This is a genomic window from Curtobacterium sp. SORGH_AS_0776, assembly GCF_031453355.1.
Lineage (GTDB): Bacteria > Actinomycetota > Actinomycetes > Actinomycetales > Microbacteriaceae > Curtobacterium.
The window spans coordinates 694,455-712,648 of the sequence record NZ_JAVIYU010000001.1 but is presented as its reverse complement, the minus strand read 5'-3'; the positions used below and the strand labels follow the sequence as shown (position 1 = coordinate 712,648).

Below are 18,194 nucleotides of genomic sequence, written 5' to 3'. Positions count from 1 at the left end.
GTCAGCGCAGTGTTCGGCTGTTGCGCTTACCGCAGCAGGAGATTGGGCTGCAGCAGGTACCGGTATCCGTCCGCGGCCGGGGCCTCTTGCGAGGTCTGGCCGGTGATGAGCACCGGACCCGGCTTGTTGGGGTTCTCCGTCTTGGTGAAGGAGATCCGGACGAACTCGGAGTGCACCGCGTTCAACCCGTCCAGGAGGAAGGCGGGCTTCAGCGAGACCACCGTTTCCTCACCGGTCAGCAACGCACTGATCGACTCTGACGCCTGCGCTTGTTCGGAACCGATCGCTTCGAGCGTGAGCCCGTCGACCGTGAAGGAGAACCGGAGGGCGGCTTCGCGCTCCAGGACGAGGGAGACCCGTCGGACCGCCTCGACCAGTTCCGCGGTGTTGATCACCGCGTGGTCCTGGACGGTCTCGGGGAAGAGCCGGCGGACCGGCGGGTAGTTGCCCTTGATGAGCAGCGACGTGACGGTCTTGTCGTCCGCGTGGAACGCGATGAGCTCGCGATCGGACGAGCCGCTGATCGACACCGAGACGGTGGACGCCGAGCCGAACGTGCGGCCCACCTCTTGCAGGGTGCGGGCCGGGACGAGCGCGTGCAGCGGGTCCGACCCGACGCGGCCGGAGTCCCACGCGATGGTGCGGACGGCGACGCGGTAGCGGTCCGTCGCGATGAGCGACAGGTCGTTGTCGCCGACCTCGAGCTGGACGCCGGTGATCACCGGGGTGACGTCGTCGCGGCTGGCGGCGACGGCGACCTGGGACACGGCTTCGGAGAAGGCGTCGCCGGGGATGACGCCAGTCTGCTCGCCGATCTCCGGGAGCGTCGGGTACTCCTCGACCGGCATGGACAGCAGCGTGAAGTGCGCCGAACCGCAGGTGACCGAGATCTTCGAGTCCTCGGTGGTGAAGGTGACCGGGGCGTTCGGCAGGCGACTCGCGATGTCGTTGAGGAGCCGGCCGGAGACGAGCACCGTGCCGGGGTCGTCGATCTGCGCGGCGATGGACGTCTGCGCCGAGACCTCGTAGTCGAACGACGAGAGCGTGAGTCGATCGCCGTCGGCGTGGATGAGGACGCCCGAGAGGATCGGGAGGGTCGTGCGCTGTGGGAGGAGCTTCACCGCGAAGGAGACGGCTTCGGAGAAGACGTCCCGGTTGACCTCGAACTTCACAGCTGGAACCCCTGTCGATCGGTTGGACTGTCCGGCCGCCCCATTGTGGCACAGCCCGGCGAGGCCCGGATTTCTTGTCATCCCGCCGTCCACAAGGTTGGCCCGCTGAGATCAATCGTTAACCAGGAGTAATGGTGTTAACGCCTGTGCACACTGTGGATAACCCTGTTCACACCGCTTGTCCACAGGGAACTACACACGTGTGAGTTGTGAGTGGTGTGTGGGCGGCGTCTGGATGAATGAATCTCATCTATCCACTTCCATCCCCAGTCTCCACAGGTGGCCCCTCCGCTGTGAACAACCGACCGGCGTGTCCTCCACAGTTATCCACAGGCTTTCCACACTGTGTGAAGTCCGGCGCATGGAACCGTCTCAGATGGTGGATGCGCGCGGAAGCAGGCCGATCTGACGGTCGTCAGCCGCGCCTCCAGGGCCGTACCAGATGTGCGCAGCGCGACGCAACGCGACGTGCGTCAGCGGTAGCGGCGGGTCCTGCTTGATGCGGCTGGTCAGCTCCGTGACCTGGTTGTAGATCGAGCGACGCTCCTTCATGAGCTCCGCGATCTTCTTGTTGGCGTACATGACCGTGGTGTGGTCCCGGTTGCCGAAGAGCTGTCCGATCTTCGGCAGCGACAGGCTCGTCATCTCACGGCAGAGGTACATCGCGATCTGCCGTGCCGTGGCGATCGCCTGCGAGCGGGAGGACCCGTAGAGGTCGTCGACGGAGAGCTTGAAGTACTCCGCGGTGTGGTTGATGATGTCCGTCGGCGCGATCACGTTGTCGTCGTCGAGCGTGATGAGGTCCTTGAGGACCGTCTGCACCAGGGCCATGTCGACGGCCGTCCGGTTGAGGCTCGCGAACGCCGTGACGCGGATCAGGGTGCCCTCGAGCTCGCGGATGTTGCTCGACACCTTCGACGCGATGAACTCGAGGATGTCGTCCGGCACCTGCAGGTGGTCGGACTGCGCCTTCTTGCGGAGGATCGCGATGCGGGTCTCGAGGTCCGGCGCCTGGACGTCGGTGATGAGGCCCCACTCGAAGCGGGAGCGCATCCGGTCCTCGAACCCGGTCAGGTGCTTCGGTGCGACGTCCGACGTGATGACGACCTGCTTGTTGTGGTCGTGCAGCGTGTTGAAGGTGTGGAAGAACGCCTCTTGCGTGGAGTCCTTGCCCTGCAGGAACTGGATGTCGTCGATCAGCAGGATGTCGATGTCGCGGTACCGCTGCTGGAACTGGTTCGACCGGTTGTTCGCGATCGAGTTGATGAAGTCGTTCGTGAACTCCTCGCTGGACACGTACCGCACCCGGATCCCGGGGTAGAGGCTCTCGGCGTAGTGGCCGATCGCGTGCAGGAGGTGGGTCTTGCCGAGGCCCGAGTCGCCGTAGATGAAGAGCGGGTTGTAGGCCTTCGCCGGGGCCTCGGCCACCGCGACCGCCGCCGCGTGGGCGAAGCGGTTCGACGAGCCGATGACGAAGTTGTCGAAGTTGTACTTGGGGTTGAGCCGGGACTCGGGGCGACCGCTGGTCCCCGGGGAGTCGATCTGGCTCGGGACGAACGGCGCCTCGATGTACTGGCGGGGGGCCGCACTCTGCTCGACGGCCTCCTGCACCGGCTCGGCGTACTCGGGGACGTTGCTCGTGACCTGCGTGTCTACGCGCGGCTCGGACGCCATGTCCGGGTTCACCGTGATGGCGAAGTTCGCGACGGTGTCGTCACCGATGCGGGAGACGGCCTCGGTGATCGGGATGCGGATCCGCTGCTCGAGCATGCCGCGGGTGAGGTCGTTCGGCACCTCGAGGTAGAGGGTGCCGGCGAGCACGCCCTTCGGCTCGACCAGGTTGAGGAAGCCGTGCAGCTGCGGGGTGATGCGGTCGTCCTCCGAGAGGAGTCCGAGGACGGATGACCAGAGGTCCTCGACGGGGTCGGCCGGCATCGTCATGTCGCGCTCGTCTCCTGATGTCGTGTCGTGCTCGTCGCTGGTGCTCGTCTGCACTGGGTGTCCACCGCCGCCGGACGGACCGGCGCAGCGTCGACCGCCGGAACGTTCCTGGCGGGTCGTCGTGAGTCCGGGTGGCATCGTCGACGTCCCGGACGCGTGTCGTCCCGCATGGTGGTCCACAGGGTTGTCCACAGTCTTGTCCACGACCGGCGCGAGCCGCACGACGAGGGGAATCCCCCGTCGTACCGGGCCGCTGGCCGGTCGATCACCCCACTGTAAAGGACTCGAGCGCGTCGTACCGAACGCACGTTTTCCCCAATGTGGATAATGAACGTGCGCACCGCTCCCTCGGTCGGGTCGACGACGGCGTTTGACCTGCTCGCCCCTGTCACGTACCGTTAACCAGTTGACTGCGGCCGTTCGGTCGCGCCCATCTGCGTCGTTCGGCACCGAGCGACTACACATACGTGACGGCTCGCCGCGAGCAGCCGTGTGGAGAACATCATGAGCAAGCGCACCTTCCAGCCGAACAACCGCCGCCGCGCCAAGAAGCACGGCTTCCGCGCCCGCATGCGCACCCGTGCCGGCCGCGCCATCCTGGCCGCACGTCGCGCCAAGGGCCGCACCGAGCTCAGCGCCTGATCAGGCTCCCCGCCTGATCTCGTCCTCCGGTACCGACTCGTGTTGGCCCGCGCCAACCGGATCGTCCGAGGTGACGACTACCGGTCCGTCGTGCGTCGTGGTCGCAGAAGCGCCACGGCGCACGCCGTCGTATCGGTGGTCCGTCGCACCTCGGGCGACCCGTCGAGCGGTACCGGTCCGACACGGTTCGGGTTCATCGTCGCGAAGACGGTGGGCAACGCCGTGACCCGGAACCTGGTCAGGCGTCGCCTCAAGGCGATCGCGCACGGACTGCTCGCCGACATCCCCGTCGGCTACGACGTGGTGGTCCGCGCACTGCCAGCCGCTGCGCAGGCCGGATGGCCTACCCTGCTCGAAGACGTCTCGCGCTCCTGTGCGCGTGGTGTGGAGAAGGCAGCATGAACCGCAACCTGTGGACCCGGCTCGCCTGGGCCGTCGCGTTGCTCCCGCGCAACGTGTGCGTCATCGTGCTGCGCGCCTACCGTGCCGTGATCTCACCGCTCTACGGCAACGTCTGTCGGTACCACCCCTCGTGCTCCCGGTACGCGCTCGAGGCGATCCAGCAGTACGGCGTCGTCCGCGGATCCGCCATGGGTGCATGGCGCATCGCACGGTGCAACCCCTGGGCAGCCGGGGGCATCGACGACGTCCGTGCACGGCGTCGCCCCTACGACGTCAACCGGTTCGGGTTCGTGCTCGCACCGACCCAGCCGCAGCCGCAGCCCACGGGTGGTTCCACCCTGCCGGTCCTGCTCCCCCAGCGCACTCGAAAGGCGTGACAGTCCCCATGGACCTCGGATTCATCGGAACGATCCTCTGGCCGCTCAAGTGGGTGGTCTCGGCCATCCTCGTGGGCTTCCACTGGATCTTCGAGAGCATCGGCATGGACCCCGGAGCCGGCATCACCTGGGTGCTCTCCATCATCTTCCTGACCTTCGTGGTGCGCGCCGCGCTCATCCCGATCTTCGTGCGCCAGATCAAGTCGCAGCGCCGCATGCTCGAGGTGGCGCCGCAGCTCAAGAAGATCCAAGAGAAGTACAAGGGCAAGAAGGACCAGTTCTCGCGTGAGGCCATGAGCCGCGAGACCATGGCGCTGTACAAGGAGACCGGGACGAACCCGCTGAGCTCCTGCCTGCCGCTGCTGATCCAGATGCCGATCTTCTTCTCGCTGTACTCGGTGCTGCACGAGGCGCAGATCAACAAGACGGGCATCGGCCTGCTCACGAACGACCTCGCCGCGTCGTTCGGCAACGCATCGCTCTTCGGCGCTCCCCTGCACGAGACGTTCACGAACGCCTCCGGCTGGGAGGTCCGGGTCATCGCCGGCGTCATGATCGTCGTGATGACCGCCTCGCAGTTCATCACCCAGCTGCAGCTCGTCGCGAAGAACATGTCGCCGGAGACCAAGGAGTCTCCGATGTACCGCCAGCAGAAGATGATGCTGTACATCCTCCCGCTGGTCTTCGTCATCTCCGGTCTGTCGTTCCCCCTCGGCGTCATGTTCTACTGGCTCGCCTCGAACGTCTGGACGATGGCGCAGCAGTACTTCGTCATCCGCAGCATGCCGACCCCCGGTTCCGAGGCCGCACTCGCTCGTGAGGCACGTCTCGCGAAGAAGGCGCAGCGTCGCGGTGCGGCCACCCCGGTCCTCGCTGAGGCCGGCGCCGGGGCCGGTGCCGCCGAGATCGAGGCCGTCCGCGTGACGACCCAGCGGCAGCAGCCGGTCGGCAAGAACCGTGCCAAGAAGAACGGGAAGAAGTAAGTGACCGAGCAGGACACCGCGGACGCCGTGGACACCACCGTCGACACCTCGACCGCGACCGTCGACGACGACGCCCGCGACGAAGCCGACATCGCGGCGGACTACATCGAGGAACTCCTCGACATCTGCGACCTCGACGGCGACATCGAGATCGAGGAGCGTGCGGGCCGCGTGTACCTGTCCGTCACGGACGAGGGCGACGCGCTCCGCGTGCTGTCGAAGCCGGACACCGTCTCGGCCCTGCAGGAGCTCACGCGCATCGCCGTCCAGGCCGAGACCGGCGAGTTCAGCAGGCTGATCCTCGACGTCGGCGGCTCGCGCGATGCCCGTGCGTCCGAACTGCAGCGGCTCGTCGACACCGCCATCGAGCGCATCGAGGCGGGTTCGACCACGGCTGCACTCCCCGCGATGTCGTCGTACGAGCGCAAGCTGGTCCACGACCTGGTCGCCGAGAAGGGCTTCCACTCGGAGTCCGAGGGTGAGGGTCGGGACCGCCACACGGTCGTCACCCGATGACCGAGACCGCGCCTCCCGTCCTCGAGACGGAGCCGGCGGCTGCTGCGACGCTCTTCGGCGATCGCCTCGACCTGGCGCGTTCCTTCACGAACGAGCTTGCTCGACGCGGTGAGGAGCTCGGCCTGATCGGCCCGCTCGAGCTGCCGCGCTTGTGGACGCGACATATCCTCAATTCTGCGGTGGTCGCTCCACTCCTGGAGGAACGGGGCCGGGTCGCCGACGTCGGTTCCGGTGCTGGACTCCCCGGCTTGGTGCTCGCGATCACCCGGCCGGACGTGCACCTCACGCTCATCGAACCGATGGAACGGCGAGTGGATTGGCTGACGTCAGAGGCCTCACGCCTGGGCCTCGACAACGTCGAGGTCGTCCGTGCCCGTGCTGAGGACGTCGCCGACGACATCGTGGTCGACCAGGTGACTGCGCGGGCCGTCAGCGCGTTGTCGAAGCTGATCCCCCTGACCGTGCCGCTGGTTCGGTCCGGTGGCCAGCTCATCCTGATGAAGGGTGCCCGCGTCGAGGACGAGATGGAGAAGGCTCGAAAGGTCATCCTCCGGAAGCGTCTCGCCGATGTCGAGGTGCTCGAGCTCGGAGTCGGTGTGGTCGAGGAGACCACACGCGTCTTCCGGGCTACAGTTGACTGACGCTGCGGCTCGGGCCGGTTCGACCGGCCACCAGTGGCTCCGCGTTCCACGTGAAACCGAACCGGGGAAGAGGCACTCGTTGAGTTCATCGACCGATTACGACGCGTCGACACCGCTCGCCCGTGAGATTGCTGATCTGAACCGTCGTCGCCGTGCGATCGCGACGCAGCAGTTCCCGCTGCCGCCGAAGACGCGTGTCTTCACGGTGTCGAACCAGAAGGGTGGCGTCGGCAAGACCACCACCACGGTCAACCTCGCCGCTGCGTTGGCGCACGGTGGAGCGCGCGTGCTGGTGATCGACCTCGACCCACAGGGCAACGCGTCCACGGCGCTCGGCGTCAACCACCAGGCCGAGGTCCCGAGTATCTACGACGTGATCGTCGACGAAGCACCGATCGCCGACACGGTCCAGCGCTCCCCCGAGTCGGACACGCTCTGGTGCGTACCGGCCACGATCCACCTCGCCGGCGCCGAGATCGAGCTGGTGTCGCTCGTCGCTCGCGAACAGCGCCTGCGGACCGCACTGGACCAGTACCTCGAGTCGCTGGACGAGCCGTACCACTACGTCTTCATCGACTGCCCGCCGTCGCTCGGGCTGCTCACGATCAACGCCTTCGTCGCAGCGCGCGAGGTCCTCATCCCGATCCAGTGCGAGTACTACGCGCTCGAGGGGTTGAGTCAGCTGCTCCGGAACATCGAGCTCATCGAGCGGCACCTGAACCCGAACCTCGCCGTGTCGACCATCCTCCTGACGATGTACGACAGCCGGACGAACCTCTCCAACCAGGTCGCAGCAGACGTGCGAGAGCACTTCGGCGAGCAGGTGCTCGAGGCCGTGATCCCCCGATCCGTCCGCGTCAGCGAAGCCCCGAGCTACGGGCAGAGCGTCGTTGCGTACGACGTCAACTCAACCGGCTCGCTCTCCTACCTGGAGGCGGCAGCCGAGATCGCAGCACGAGGAGCGCAGCACTGATGGCACCGAAGCGAACTGGACTCGGACGGGGTATCGGAGCCCTCATCCCGACGGCGTCGGAGCAGCAGGACCGCCCCGTCGACGTGTTCTTCCCGACCGGTGGATCGCCGGCGTCCGCGCCGCTCGTCGACGGTGCGACCGCAGAGGAGCTCGTCGCGGTTCCCGGCGCGCGTCTGGCGAACCTGAACCCTCTCGACGTCGTGCCGAACGCGCACCAGCCGCGCAAGGAGTTCCGCGAAGAGGAACTGCAGGAACTCGTCCACTCGATCCGCGAGATCGGGGTCCTCCAGCCCATCGTCGTGCGCCCGATCGCCGGCGCCGCTGGGACGGAGCCGCAGTACGAGCTGATCATGGGTGAGCGCCGACTCCGCGCCACCAAGGAGCTCGGGCTCAGCACCATCCCCGCCATCGTCAAGGACACCCCCGACGATGCGATGCTCCGTGACGCCCTGCTCGAGAACCTCCACCGTGCGAACCTCAACCCGCTCGAAGAGGCTTCGGCGTACCAGCAGCTCCTGGCGGACTTCGGCATCACGCAGGAACAGCTCGCCCAGCGGATCGGCCGTTCGCGTCCGCAGATCACCAACACGATCCGTCTCCTGCGACTCCCCTCCCCCGTCCAGCGGCGCGTGGCAGCGGGCGTGCTCTCGGCTGGACACGCACGTGCGATCCTCGCTGCGCCTGACGCCGAGGCCATGGAGTACCTCGCCGAGAAGATCGTCAACGAGGACCTGTCCGTCCGGGCCGCCGAGTCGATCGCGCAGCAGCTCGCGGCGAAGACGCCGGTGAAGCCCAAGGCGGAGCCGTCGAAGCGGCAGGTGCATTTCAACGACCTGGCGGAGCGGCTCGGGGATCGATTGAACACGCGGGTCAAGATCGCTGTCGGGGCGCGGAAGAGCTCGGTGACGATCGACTTCGCGAACGGGGATGACCTCAACCGGATCCTCGGGGAGCTTGGGATCGAGGACGTCGCGGGCTGACGTTCGGCCGTCTCCTGCCGCGGAGGTCTCTGTACGGCGCTGTGCGGCCGCCTGCCGGGTCGACGGCCTCGTCGGGTCCGTGGGTTCGACGGCGGGTCTACTGGGCCCTGAGTGAGCCTGCTGTGGCCTCTCGGGTACCCCGTTGTTCGGGGGCCTGATCGTGCAGGTGGCGTTTCACGTGGAACATCGAGTCCAAGTGCCGAGGGTGGTTCGTGTCGGCCAGCAGATGCCGTTCTGTCCGATCGTGGCGCCGTGCTCGCGCCCACCGGAGCCGTCAGACCGAGCGATCTCGCCCCTGCACGGAGCCGCAAGAAGCCCTAGGTGTCGAAACCAGTGGCCCGCGTGTTCCCGCAGTAGCGGTCATCCGCGCCATGTAATCGCGGTGGGGCAGTCGAGCGGCTGCGGCGCGTCTCGAATCCGGCCTTGTGCCGAGCTGCACGTTCGCACGCGTATGGGTGGCGGAACACGAGGCGGGATGTCGGATGACCCGCACGATACGAGTAGGAGTTGGCCCCGGGGTTCCTTCGCGGCAACGGCGCGATCCGTGACGGACGGGCGCTGGGGCCGGGCCGCTCCCCCGTTGGACGATGAGCGGCGAATGATCTCCTAGGCGCTTGGCATGGAGCCCTGGTCTTTGAGTCGCTGCGTAACCCTCCAGTTCGAGGGCGATGAGATGGGTGCGGGCCAACCGAAGGAACCGTCTCCATCATGCGTCACGGCCGTACGCGGGGATCCGCACCCGTCCCGGCATGCATGGAAGTCAGGGCTGTGGCCCCGGGCTGGCTCGCTCTGCGCGCGGCCCTCGGGCAGCGAGTGTGGATCGTGGAGAGGTCGACACTGGAGGACGCGATGTCTCCCAAGTGCCTTCCGCGCAGGTTTGGGCGAATGTTCCACGTGCAACGGGCGAACTAGGCCGGAGGTTTCACGTGGAACACGGCACGAAGCTTCCACAGCCCGACTGCAGCGAACACAGGCTTCAGTAACATCATATCTCCGAACCGGTAGTCATCGGCAGCCGCGAGCCGGTCAGCGAGCGTCCGGTCGCTGACGCGCGAGGTAGACACGCGCCTTCTCAGCGTGCAGCCCGTTCGATGCGAAGGCGACCCAATCCGCCGACTCAATCCACGGAAATGCGTTCCGGACGTTCTCCCACGTCGAACGACTGCCCGGCTCGATCGACACAGGACCATCCCAGCCGAGGGAGTTCTCGATGTAGTCGCGGAGGAGCACAGCCTCCGCGACCGTCCCGCGCACGGGTCCCCCACTGCAGAGGATCTGAACGGAAGCGCCGGCCGCGAGCCGAACGTGCTGTGCGGACAGTGATCCGAGCCCGCCACCGATTCACGACGTTGATGCGACGACCCCGATTGCCGAACCCCAGGACGACGACGAGCCCAGTAGAGCCCTCCGTCGGTGGTGGAAGCCGTCCTGCCTGACGAGTGGCCCGCCAGTGCACGGCTTCGCCTGTGGCCAGCGTCACGAGGCTCAAGGCCGAGAGGACGGGGGCAAGGGATGTTCCACGTGGAACGTGTCGGCACCCCACGATCGCGGTGTCAAGCTCGGTGCTCGCGGATCGCCTGCTCCGCGAGCTCGGCGTAGGTCCACCCCAGGTCGAAGCCCGACGCGGAGAGGGCCTGCGGCACGAGAGAGGTCTCGGTGAGCCCGGGAAGGACGTTCGCCTCCAGGAACCAGGGCGTCCCAGCAGCATCGACGATGAGGTCGACGCGCGAGATGTGTCGCAGACCGAGGGCCTCGTGGGCTGCCACGGCGGCGGCGGACGCAGCAGCCGCGAACTCCTCGGACAGGCGGGCGGGCGTGTAGAAGGTGGTCTCGCCGGCGTTGTACCGCGCCTCGAACCCGTAGATGCCGTTGCGGGGGACGATCTCGACGGCGGATAGTGCCACCGGACCGTCGCCGGTGTCGATGATGCCGACCGCGACCTCGGTCCCACGGATGAGCTGCTCGACCACGACGTCGTCGCAGTACGTGTACGCGGTGACCATCGCGCGCGGCAGGTCGTTCACGTCGTCGACGAGGGTGACGCCCTGGGCGCTCCCACCTCGGGCAGGCTTGACGGCGAGTGGGACCGGGTGCTCGACAGCGATGCTCTCGAGGACGCCGACCGCGCCGAGCTCCCGGAAGACGTCGTGCGAGAGCGTGACCGAGCGAGGGGTCCGAACGCCAGCCCGCGCGACCAGCGCCGACGCGGTGGGCTTGTCCCATGCCAGCCGGGCCGACGTCGAACGTGAGCCGACGAACGGGATGTCCAGCGCCTCCAGGATGCCCCGCAGGGCGCCGTCCTCACCGGAGGCGCCGTGCAGAGCCGGCCACACGACGTCCGGGCGGCTCTCCCGCAGGGTCGGCAACAACGATGCGTCCGCGTCGCGGAGGTCCACCTGCCAGCCGTACCCGGTCAGCGAGTCGGCCACACGGCGACCGGAGCGCAGGGAGACGTCACGCTCGTGCGAGATCCCTCCCGCGACGACGACGACGTGACGGCGGGTGAGCTCGGCCATGCGGATGGACCTCCGGTACTGCGGGTGGAACGGTGAAAAAGGCTGATCAGGAGATGTTTGGGGGCGGAGCGCTCACCGACGATGCCGGACGAACGACCGCGTTGGGCCGCGTCGCGGACCCGAAGGTCTCGACCAGCTCGAGCTCGTCGTTGACGACGTTCGCGAGCCGCTTCACGCCGACGCGGATCTGCTCCGGCGTCGGGTAGCAGAACGACAGGCGGATGTGACCGCCGCCGCGGCCGTCGGCGTAGAAGGCCGTCCCCGGGGTGTAGGCGACGAGCTCCTTGACCGCCCGCGGCAGCATCCCCTTGGAGTCGAGCGACTCGGGCAGGGTCAGCCAGACGAAGAACCCACCGTTCGGCTTCGTCCAGGACAGGTCCGGCAGGAACTCCCCCAGCGCGGACAGCATGGCGTCACGACGCTCGGCGTAGAGGCCCCGGAAGGTGTCGACCTGACCCTTCCAGTCCGCGGCGTCGAGGTAGGCGTTCACGACGTACTGGCCGAAGGAGTTCGGCGCGAGGACGGCCGACTCGTTGGCGAGGACGAGCTTCTCGCGGATGGCGTGCGGTGCGAGGGCCCAGCCGACACGGAAGCCCGGCGCGAGCGTCTTGGAGAACGAGCCGAGGTAGAGCACGCCCTCTTCGTCGATCGATCGGATCGCCTGCGGCGCCGGCTCGTCGAACCAGAGGAGGCCGTAGGGGTTGTCCTCGAGCACGAGGATGTTGTTCGACCGGCAGATGTCGAGGATCTCGATGCGACGCTCGCGGCTGAGGGTCACACCGGCGGGGTTGTGGAAGTTCGGGATCGTGTAGAGGAACTTGATCCGCTTGCCCTGGGTCCGCAGGTTCGCGATCGCTTCGCGCAGCGCTTCGGGGACGAGACCGTTCTCGTCGGTGGTGACGTGCACGGTCTCGGCCTGGTACGACCGGAAGACCCCGATCGCGCCGACGTAGGACGGCGATTCGGCGAGCACGACGTCACCCGGGTCGATGAAGAGCCGCGTGACGAGGTCCAGCGCGTGCTGCGAACCGGTGGTGACGACGACGTCCTCGGCGCTGGCACGGATGCCCTCGAGGCTCATCACGTCGACGATGTGCTCGCGCAGGGACCGCAGGCCCTGTCCCCCGCCGTACTGGAGCGCCATGGCGGCGTCCTCGGCCATGACACGGTCGAGGGAGCCCGTGACGAGCTCACGCGGCAGGGCGGAGACGTACGGCATGCCGCCGGCGAGCGAGACCACCTCGGGCCGCGACGCGACGGCGAACAGGGCTCGGACCTCGGAGGCGCTCAGCCCGGCGGTGCGCTGGGCGTAGGAGTCGTACCAGGGGTCGAGGCTGTTGCCGTTCGTCATCTTGGCTCCGTTCCAGCGGGACCTGCCCGCCACTCACATTCCCGCCACACTACGACATCGACCCCGGAAACCCGGGCCCCGCGACGGGGCCGATCCTGAACCAGTGGCCCGGAAGACGCGAGCGGCCCCGCACCCGGTGGGGTGCGGGGCCGCTCGGTGGGGCAGGTGCCTACGCGAGGAACTCTGCGAGGTCGGCCTCGAGCGCCGGCTTCGGCTTCGCGCCGATGACGGTCTTGACGACCTCGCCGCCCTTGAAGACCTTCATCGCCGGGATCGAGGTGATCTGGTAGTTCATGGCCGACTGGGGGTTGTCGTCCACGTTGAGCTTCACGATCTCGATCTTGCCGGCGTGCTCTTCGGCGATCTGGTCGAGGATCGGCGAGACCGCGCGACACGGGCCGCACCACTCGGCCCAGAAGTCGACGAGGATCGTCTTGTCGGACTTGAGGACCTCGTCCGAGAAGGTGGCGTCGGTGACTGCCTTGGCGTTGGACATGTGTGCTCCTTCGAGAAGTCGATCAGTGGGTGCAACGCCCGGGGCGCTGCGGTATTCCGTGGATCAGGCGTGGGCGGCTTCGACGTCGACCGTGACGGGCGACTCCGGGGTCACGCCCTCGGCAGGGCCGGTCAGCGCGTCGTCGAGCTCGGCGAGGTACTTCTCCGCGTCGAGCGCCGCGACGGTGCCGGAGCCGGCGGCCGTGATCGCCTGGCGGTAGGTCGGGTCGATGACGTCACCGGCGGCGAACACGCCGGGCAGGTTCGTCTTCGAGGAGCGACCCTGGACCGCGATCGTGCCCTCGGGGGCGATGTCGATCTGCCCGTGGATCAGGTGCGTGCGCGGGTCGTTGCCGATCGCGATGAAGAGGCCGTCGAGGGCCAGCTCGCTCTCGGTGCCGTCCACCGTGTCGCGCAGCGTGACGCCGGTCACCGCGGAGTCACCCGTGATGCCGGTGACCTCCTTGTTCCACGCGAACTCGATCTTCGGGTCGTTCATCGCCCGGTCCTGCATGATCTTCGACGCGCGCAGGGTGTCCTTGCGGTGGATGACCGTCACCTTGTCGGCGAAGCGGGTGAGGAACGTCGCCTCTTCCATCGCGGAGTCGCCACCGCCGACGACGGCGATGTTCTTCTGGCGGAAGAAGAAGCCGTCGCAGGTGGCGCACCAGCTGACGCCGTGGCCGGACAGCCGCTCTTCGTCTGCGAGGCCGAGGTGGCGGTACGCCGAACCGGTCGCGTAGATGACCGCGAGGGCCTCGTACGTCTCGCCGGAGCCGACCGTGACCTTCTTGACGTCACCGGTGAGGTCGACCGACACGGCGTCGTCGTACAGGACCTCTGCGCCGAACTTCTCGGCCTGTTCCTGCATCTTGATCATGAGGTCCGGGCCCTGGATCCCCTCGGGGAAGCCCGGGAAGTTCTCGACCTCGGTCGTCTTCGTGAGCTCGCCGCCGGTCTCGACGCTGGAGGCGACGATCAGGGGCTTGAGCTCCGCGCGTGCCGCGTAGATGCCGGCGGTGAACCCGGCCGGGCCGGAACCGATGATGATGAGCTGGCGCATGCCTCGCTGCCCTTCCGTAGATAGCTGACCGGGTCAACACATGCTACCGGCGTGGCATTCCGCATCGCCCGGGAGCGCGTCAGCGACCGAGCCGCTTCCGCAGGATGTCGACGGCGCCCCTGATCTCGCCGTTCTTCGCGACGACGAGCGCCCCGAAGTAGACGAGCACCATCACGGCACCGGTGAGGGCGATGGTGATCAGTGCGCCGGAGACGTCGGACATCGCGAACCCGTCGGCCGAGAAGCCGCCGAAGAAGTTGACGACGACGAGCCCCACGACGCCGGAGATGAGCGCGGCGATGACGAACTGCACGTGTGACCGGGTGACGATCGGCCCCTCGATGCCGTTCAGACGCTTGCGGACGAGGACGAGCGCGATGATCGTCTGCACGGTCCCCGCGACGGTCGTGCACACCGCGATCGAGACGCCGATCACGTTGCCGGGGAAGGTCGCGACGGCGAGGGCGCCGATGACGAAGAGCACCGACTGGACGCACTGCATCAGGAACGGCGTCCGGTGGTCGTGCAGCGCCCAGAACACCCGCTGGATGATGAAGAGCATGCTGAACAGCACGAGACCCGGCATGTAGGCCCACAGGACCTCGGCCATCGCCTGGGTGTGGTCGAACCGGTTCTCCCAGATCCGGGCGAACGGCATCGCGAGCACGATGAGCGCGACGCTCGCGAACACGGTGAACAGGCCGACGATCCGCAGTGAGAGCGAGAGGTTCCGGCGGACTGCTCCGAGGTCGCCGCGTTCGGCGTCGTGGCTCATCCGCGTGAAGTACGCCGTCGCGATGGAGACCGCGATGATCGAGTGCGGGAGCATGAACAGCAGCCACGTCGTGCCGAGGGTGGCGATGCCGGCGCCCCCGGCGAGCGATGCGACGCGCGACTGCACGATGCCGGCGAGCTGCGTCACGAGGATCATCGCGAACAGCCACCCGGCGGCCGTCCCGGTGGAGCGCAGCCCCACCCCGCGCCAGCGGAAGTCCGGTCGGAAGGTCAGTCCGGCACGCCGCCAGAAGAACGGCAGGAAGGCGGCCTGCGCGAACACGCCCAGTGACGCGCTGCCGGCGAGGACGGCGATCTTGATCGCCGTCCACCCCTCGGTGGAGGAGTTGACGTCGCGACCGCCGAACAGCGCGATGAAGACGATCAGTCCCGCGATCGCGATGACGTTGTTGAGCAGCGGCGCCCAGGTGAAGGGCCCGAACACCTGCTTCGCGTTCAGGACCTCGCCGAGGAGCGAGTACATCGCGTAGAAGAGGATCTGCGGCAGGCACCAGAACGCGAACGCGACGGCCAGGTCCGTCTGGGCGGGCGTGAAGCCCTTGCTGTCGCCGGACGCCTGCTGGCTGTACACCCACACGAGGAACGGCGCCAGGATCGTCGCGACGACGGCGATGACGACGAACACCGACCCGCCGAGCGTCACGATCTTGTTGACGTAGGCCACGCCGCCGTCGGTGTGCTGCTTCATGGAGCGGACGATCTGCGGGATGAGCACGGCGGACAGCAGGCCGCCGGCGATGAGCGCGTAGATGTTGTTCGGCAGCTGGTTCGAGATGCCGAAGGCGTTCGCGGCGTCGGAGCCGGTGTTGCCGATCGCGAAGGCGAGGACGAAGGTCTTCGCGAAGCCGAGGATGCGCGACAGCATGGTGCCGGCAGCGAGCATCGCACTGGCACGGCCGAGACTGCGCTCGGCGGCCGGCTCCGCGTCGACGGACGGCTCGGGCTGGGTGGCGCTGATGGTCGGCTCCTCGGGGTCGGCTGTCGGTGCGTCGCGCACCGCGGTGTCGGACTGGAGGAACGGTGCCCGCCCGTCGTGCGGCGATGCGGCGGGCACGGGGTCCCCACCGACCACCGGCTGGACCTCGAGCAGCCGGTTCGGGTCCTCGTCGTCGTCCTCGTCGACGTCGCCGTTCCGGCGACGGCGACGCTTCCGGATGCTCCGGAAGATGCCGAACCCGAAGATCGCGACGAGCGCCACCGCCGCGGCCGCGGTGATCACGGTCTCCCACTGCGCCTGGACGTTCAGCTCCACGGTGGCCGGGGTCGCGATCTTCACCCCGGTCGGACTCGTGAGGGAGAGGGTCAGGTTGACCTTGCCGTTCGCGACCGACTGGACCGGCACCGTCGTACGGGTGGAGGAGTCCGGCTGGATCTTCACCTCGATGTCGTTCCGCACCACCCGCAGCGCGGAGTTGGACGGCTGCACGGACAGCAGCACCGTGACCGGGAAGTCGGAGCGGTTCCGGATGGAGATCGGCAGCGAGGACCGGTCGCCGAGCAGGGTGAGGCTGCTCGAGTCGGGGATGCTGATCTGCGAGGTCTTGCCCGCCCAGTTCGCGACCTGGGCGTCCACGGCGGTCGCGAGGCCGTCCGTGTCGGTGCGCCAGGCGTTCGAGGCCAGGGCGAGCAGCCGGAGTCGGGCGGGCGCGGTCAGGTCGGTCGGGGTGTCCAGCGCGGACGCGAACCCGGCGAGGTCCTGTTCGCCGTCCACCAGTCGCTGCAGCTGGTCGATGCGGGCGTCGCCGTTCGTCCCGGCCGACAGCGTGAGGGAGCCGGCCGTGGCGGAGGCCGCGGTGGAGAGGTCCGCCGGGGCGACCCAGGCGGTGTCCTCGAGCGCGTCGAGCGCCTGGCTCAGCCGTGCGGAGTTCGTCGGCCAGTCGCGACCGAGGGTGAGCAGGATCGGTGCCTCGGCCGTGCCCGCCCGGGCGGAGGTGGCGAGCGTCGCGGTGAGCTCGGACATGGCCGTCGACCACTCCTGCTGGCTCGACGCGGTCGCGGCGGTGCGGAGCAGGGCAGACATCGACTGGTCGGACACGAGGACGTGCTGCCCGGCGATCTGCTCGGACGCGGCGATCGTCGTGTCCGCGCCGGCCGACGTGTTGCCGCTCGACACGATCGTCGTCTTCGAGCCGGCCTTCGCGAGCGCCGGCAGGTCCGCCGCGGTGACGGTGCCGTCCGACGGCCAGGCGATCCCGTCCATCGAGTAGGGGAAGTCGAGCAGGGAATCGGTGGTGGGCAGCGTCGCGGGTGCCTCGTCGTCCGTCCCGGGGTCGGCGGTGGCGTCGTCGGTCGGTGACGTCGAGGCGGAGGGGTCGGCCGTCGGGCTCTGCGGATCCGACGTCGGGGTCGGGGTCGGGGTGGACGCGCCGGGGAAGTTCTGCTGCTTGATCTCCTGGTCGAGGGAGATCGGCGAGAGGACCCCGTCGGCTCCCGCTTGCCGGAGGCCGGTGACGTCGGCGTCGGCGTACGGGAGCGCGAAGGTCTCGTTCCGGAGCGACTCGAGCCGGTCCAACCACGCGGTCGCCGACGACGGTGCGTTCTCGCCGAGGATCCGGATGGACGCGATGATCCGCGGGTCGATCGCGACGGCGACGTTGTGGTCCTCGGCTGCGTCGAGCTGCTGGGTGAGCGTGCCGTCGACGGCGGTCGCTGAGGCCAGGACGCCGGCCGTCAGGACGCCCTGGTTCGTCGCCGGGACGGTGATGGGCATCGCGACCGAGACGCTCACCGGCGTCTGGTCCGTCTCGGGGTACCAGGTGATCGCGGACCGCGCCACGGCGTAGGTGTCACCGGCCGTGTACTCGGCGGCGATGCGTCGGGCACCGAACGACGAGTACCCGCCGAGGGCGACGTTGCCCGAGACGATCTTCACCGAGCCGAGCGTGACGGATCGATGTGCCGGGACCGCCGGGACGTCCACAGAGTCCATCGGGGCGCCGAGGTAACCGGTCGTGCTGGTGTCGGCAAGCCAGTCGGAGAGGACGTCGCGCGTGCTCACGGAGCGGAAGATGTCGAGCTCCGCGGTGCCGGCGGGGACGTCCGCGTCGGTGTCGTTCGTGACCGTGACGGAGAGCTCGAGGTCCTCGTCGCGCTGGACGATCCCGCGGTTCGCCGGAGCGATCGTGATCGTCGTCCGGCCCTGCTCGGCAGCCGCGGGGTGTGCGGCGTGCGTCGTGGTCGTGGAGGCCGTCGTGGCGAGTGCACCGTCGGCCGCAGCGGGCGCGACGACGAGGCCGAGCGCGACGAGGGCCGACGCGGCGGCGGCGAGCGTGGTGCGGAAGATCTGCATACGGGAGGGCCACGGGGTCGGTTCGGGCCGTCCACGAGTGTATGAGGCCCGACCATGA

Annotated in this window: 15 protein-coding genes and 1 pseudogene; 8 read left to right on the top strand and 8 right to left on the bottom strand. The window is 68.1% G+C overall.

Going from position 1 to position 18,194, the window contains the following annotated elements:
* Window positions 1-26: 26 nt before the first annotated feature.
* Entirely contained in the window at window positions 27-1,172 is a 1,146-nt protein-coding gene (gene dnaN, locus QE359_RS03580; RefSeq protein ID WP_070417468.1) for a DNA polymerase III subunit beta, read from the bottom strand.
* 489 nt (window positions 1,173-1,661) lie between these two features.
* Window positions 1,662-3,113 (bottom strand): annotated as a pseudogene (gene dnaA, locus QE359_RS03575) (chromosomal replication initiator protein DnaA); the annotation flags it as partial.
* 504 nt (window positions 3,114-3,617) lie between these two features.
* Here dnaA and rpmH point away from each other — a divergent pair.
* The 8 genes from rpmH to QE359_RS03535 all read left to right on the top strand — a co-directional run bounded on the left by rpmH (window position 3,618) and on the right by QE359_RS03535 (window position 8,627).
* Window positions 3,618-3,755, top strand: a complete 138-nt coding sequence (gene rpmH, locus QE359_RS03570; protein WP_058724833.1) for a 50S ribosomal protein L34 — start codon at window positions 3,618-3,620, stop codon at window positions 3,753-3,755.
* Between the two features lie 39 nt (window positions 3,756-3,794).
* Complete coding sequence (gene rnpA, locus QE359_RS03565; protein ID WP_229084721.1) at window positions 3,795-4,157, top strand: ribonuclease P protein component; 363 nt, start codon at window positions 3,795-3,797, stop codon at window positions 4,155-4,157.
* The gene (gene yidD, locus QE359_RS03560; RefSeq protein ID WP_071294227.1) at window positions 4,154-4,534 is read left to right on the top strand and encodes a membrane protein insertion efficiency factor YidD; all 381 of its coding nucleotides are present in this window, start codon (window positions 4,154-4,156) and stop codon (window positions 4,532-4,534) included. Before rnpA ends, yidD begins: the two co-directional genes overlap by 4 nt.
* Before the next feature lie 8 nt (window positions 4,535-4,542).
* Complete coding sequence (gene yidC, locus QE359_RS03555; RefSeq protein WP_070417471.1) at window positions 4,543-5,517, top strand: membrane protein insertase YidC; 975 nt, start codon at window positions 4,543-4,545, stop codon at window positions 5,515-5,517.
* Window positions 5,518-6,033 carry a R3H domain-containing nucleic acid-binding protein gene (locus QE359_RS03550; RefSeq protein WP_175473651.1) on the top strand — a complete coding sequence of 172 codons (516 nt, stop codon included), beginning with the start codon at window positions 5,518-5,520 and terminating at the stop codon, window positions 6,031-6,033. It begins immediately after the preceding gene.
* On the top strand, window positions 6,030-6,674 hold the full coding sequence (rsmG, locus tag QE359_RS03545) for a 16S rRNA (guanine(527)-N(7))-methyltransferase RsmG (protein ID WP_309777625.1): 645 nt from the start codon (window positions 6,030-6,032) through the stop codon (window positions 6,672-6,674). The genes QE359_RS03550 and rsmG overlap by 4 nt, the downstream gene beginning before the upstream one ends.
* Window positions 6,675-6,753: 79 nt before the next feature.
* Window positions 6,754-7,647, top strand: coding sequence for a ParA family protein (locus QE359_RS03540; RefSeq protein WP_071294225.1), 894 nt, complete (start codon window positions 6,754-6,756; stop codon window positions 7,645-7,647).
* The gene (locus tag QE359_RS03535) at window positions 7,647-8,627 is read left to right on the top strand and encodes a ParB/RepB/Spo0J family partition protein (RefSeq protein ID WP_309777623.1); all 981 of its coding nucleotides are present in this window, start codon (window positions 7,647-7,649) and stop codon (window positions 8,625-8,627) included. Before QE359_RS03540 ends, QE359_RS03535 begins: the two co-directional genes overlap by 1 nt.
* A gap of 1,026 nt (window positions 8,628-9,653) precedes the next feature.
* On the opposite strand, the gene QE359_RS19040 is transcribed toward QE359_RS03535, so the two are convergent.
* The 6 genes from QE359_RS19040 to QE359_RS03510 all read right to left on the bottom strand — a co-directional run bounded on the left by QE359_RS19040 (window position 9,654) and on the right by QE359_RS03510 (window position 18,136).
* Entirely contained in the window at window positions 9,654-9,947 is a 294-nt protein-coding gene (locus QE359_RS19040) for an ElyC/SanA/YdcF family protein (protein ID WP_396127749.1), read from the bottom strand.
* Between the two features lie 233 nt (window positions 9,948-10,180).
* A complete protein-coding gene (locus tag QE359_RS03530; RefSeq protein WP_309777622.1) occupies window positions 10,181-11,143 on the bottom strand; it encodes a D-alanine--D-alanine ligase in 963 nt (320 codons plus the stop codon).
* Window positions 11,144-11,189: 46 nt separating this feature from the next.
* Complete coding sequence (locus QE359_RS03525) at window positions 11,190-12,494, bottom strand: PLP-dependent aminotransferase family protein (RefSeq protein ID WP_309777620.1); 1,305 nt, start codon at window positions 12,492-12,494, stop codon at window positions 11,190-11,192.
* A 169-nt stretch (window positions 12,495-12,663) separates the two neighbouring features.
* Window positions 12,664-12,990 (bottom strand): thioredoxin, encoded by a 327-nt coding sequence (gene trxA / locus QE359_RS03520; protein ID WP_017887828.1) that lies wholly within the window; start codon window positions 12,988-12,990, stop codon window positions 12,664-12,666.
* Between the two features lie 63 nt (window positions 12,991-13,053).
* A complete protein-coding gene (gene trxB / locus QE359_RS03515; protein WP_070417477.1) occupies window positions 13,054-14,052 on the bottom strand; it encodes a thioredoxin-disulfide reductase in 999 nt (332 codons plus the stop codon).
* Between the two features lie 79 nt (window positions 14,053-14,131).
* Window positions 14,132-18,136 (bottom strand): DUF6049 family protein, encoded by a 4,005-nt coding sequence (locus QE359_RS03510; RefSeq protein WP_309777617.1) that lies wholly within the window; start codon window positions 18,134-18,136, stop codon window positions 14,132-14,134.
* Window positions 18,137-18,194 lie beyond the last annotated feature (58 nt).

What these genes read in the sequence shown, in the direction of transcription:
- rpmH (WP_058724833.1), top strand. Translation starts at nt 3,618, where the DNA reads ATGAGCAAGCGCACCTTCCAGCCGAACAACCGCCGCCGCGCCAAGAAG.
- yidD (WP_071294227.1), top strand. Translation starts at nt 4,154, where the DNA reads ATGAACCGCAACCTGTGGACCCGGCTCGCCTGGGCCGTCGCGTTGCTC.
- yidC (WP_070417471.1), top strand. Translation starts at nt 4,543, where the DNA reads ATGGACCTCGGATTCATCGGAACGATCCTCTGGCCGCTCAAGTGGGTG.
- rsmG (WP_309777625.1), top strand. Translation starts at nt 6,030, where the DNA reads ATGACCGAGACCGCGCCTCCCGTCCTCGAGACGGAGCCGGCGGCTGCT.
- QE359_RS03535 (WP_309777623.1), top strand. Translation starts at nt 7,647, where the DNA reads ATGGCACCGAAGCGAACTGGACTCGGACGGGGTATCGGAGCCCTCATC.
- QE359_RS03530 (WP_309777622.1), bottom strand. Translation starts at nt 11,143, where the DNA reads ATGGCCGAGCTCACCCGCCGTCACGTCGTCGTCGTCGCGGGAGGGATC.
- QE359_RS03525 (WP_309777620.1), bottom strand. Translation starts at nt 12,494, where the DNA reads ATGACGAACGGCAACAGCCTCGACCCCTGGTACGACTCCTACGCCCAG.
- trxA (WP_017887828.1), bottom strand. Translation starts at nt 12,990, where the DNA reads ATGTCCAACGCCAAGGCAGTCACCGACGCCACCTTCTCGGACGAGGTC.
- trxB (WP_070417477.1), bottom strand. Translation starts at nt 14,052, where the DNA reads ATGCGCCAGCTCATCATCATCGGTTCCGGCCCGGCCGGGTTCACCGCC.
- QE359_RS03510 (WP_309777617.1), bottom strand. Translation starts at nt 18,136, where the DNA reads ATGCAGATCTTCCGCACCACGCTCGCCGCCGCCGCGTCGGCCCTCGTC.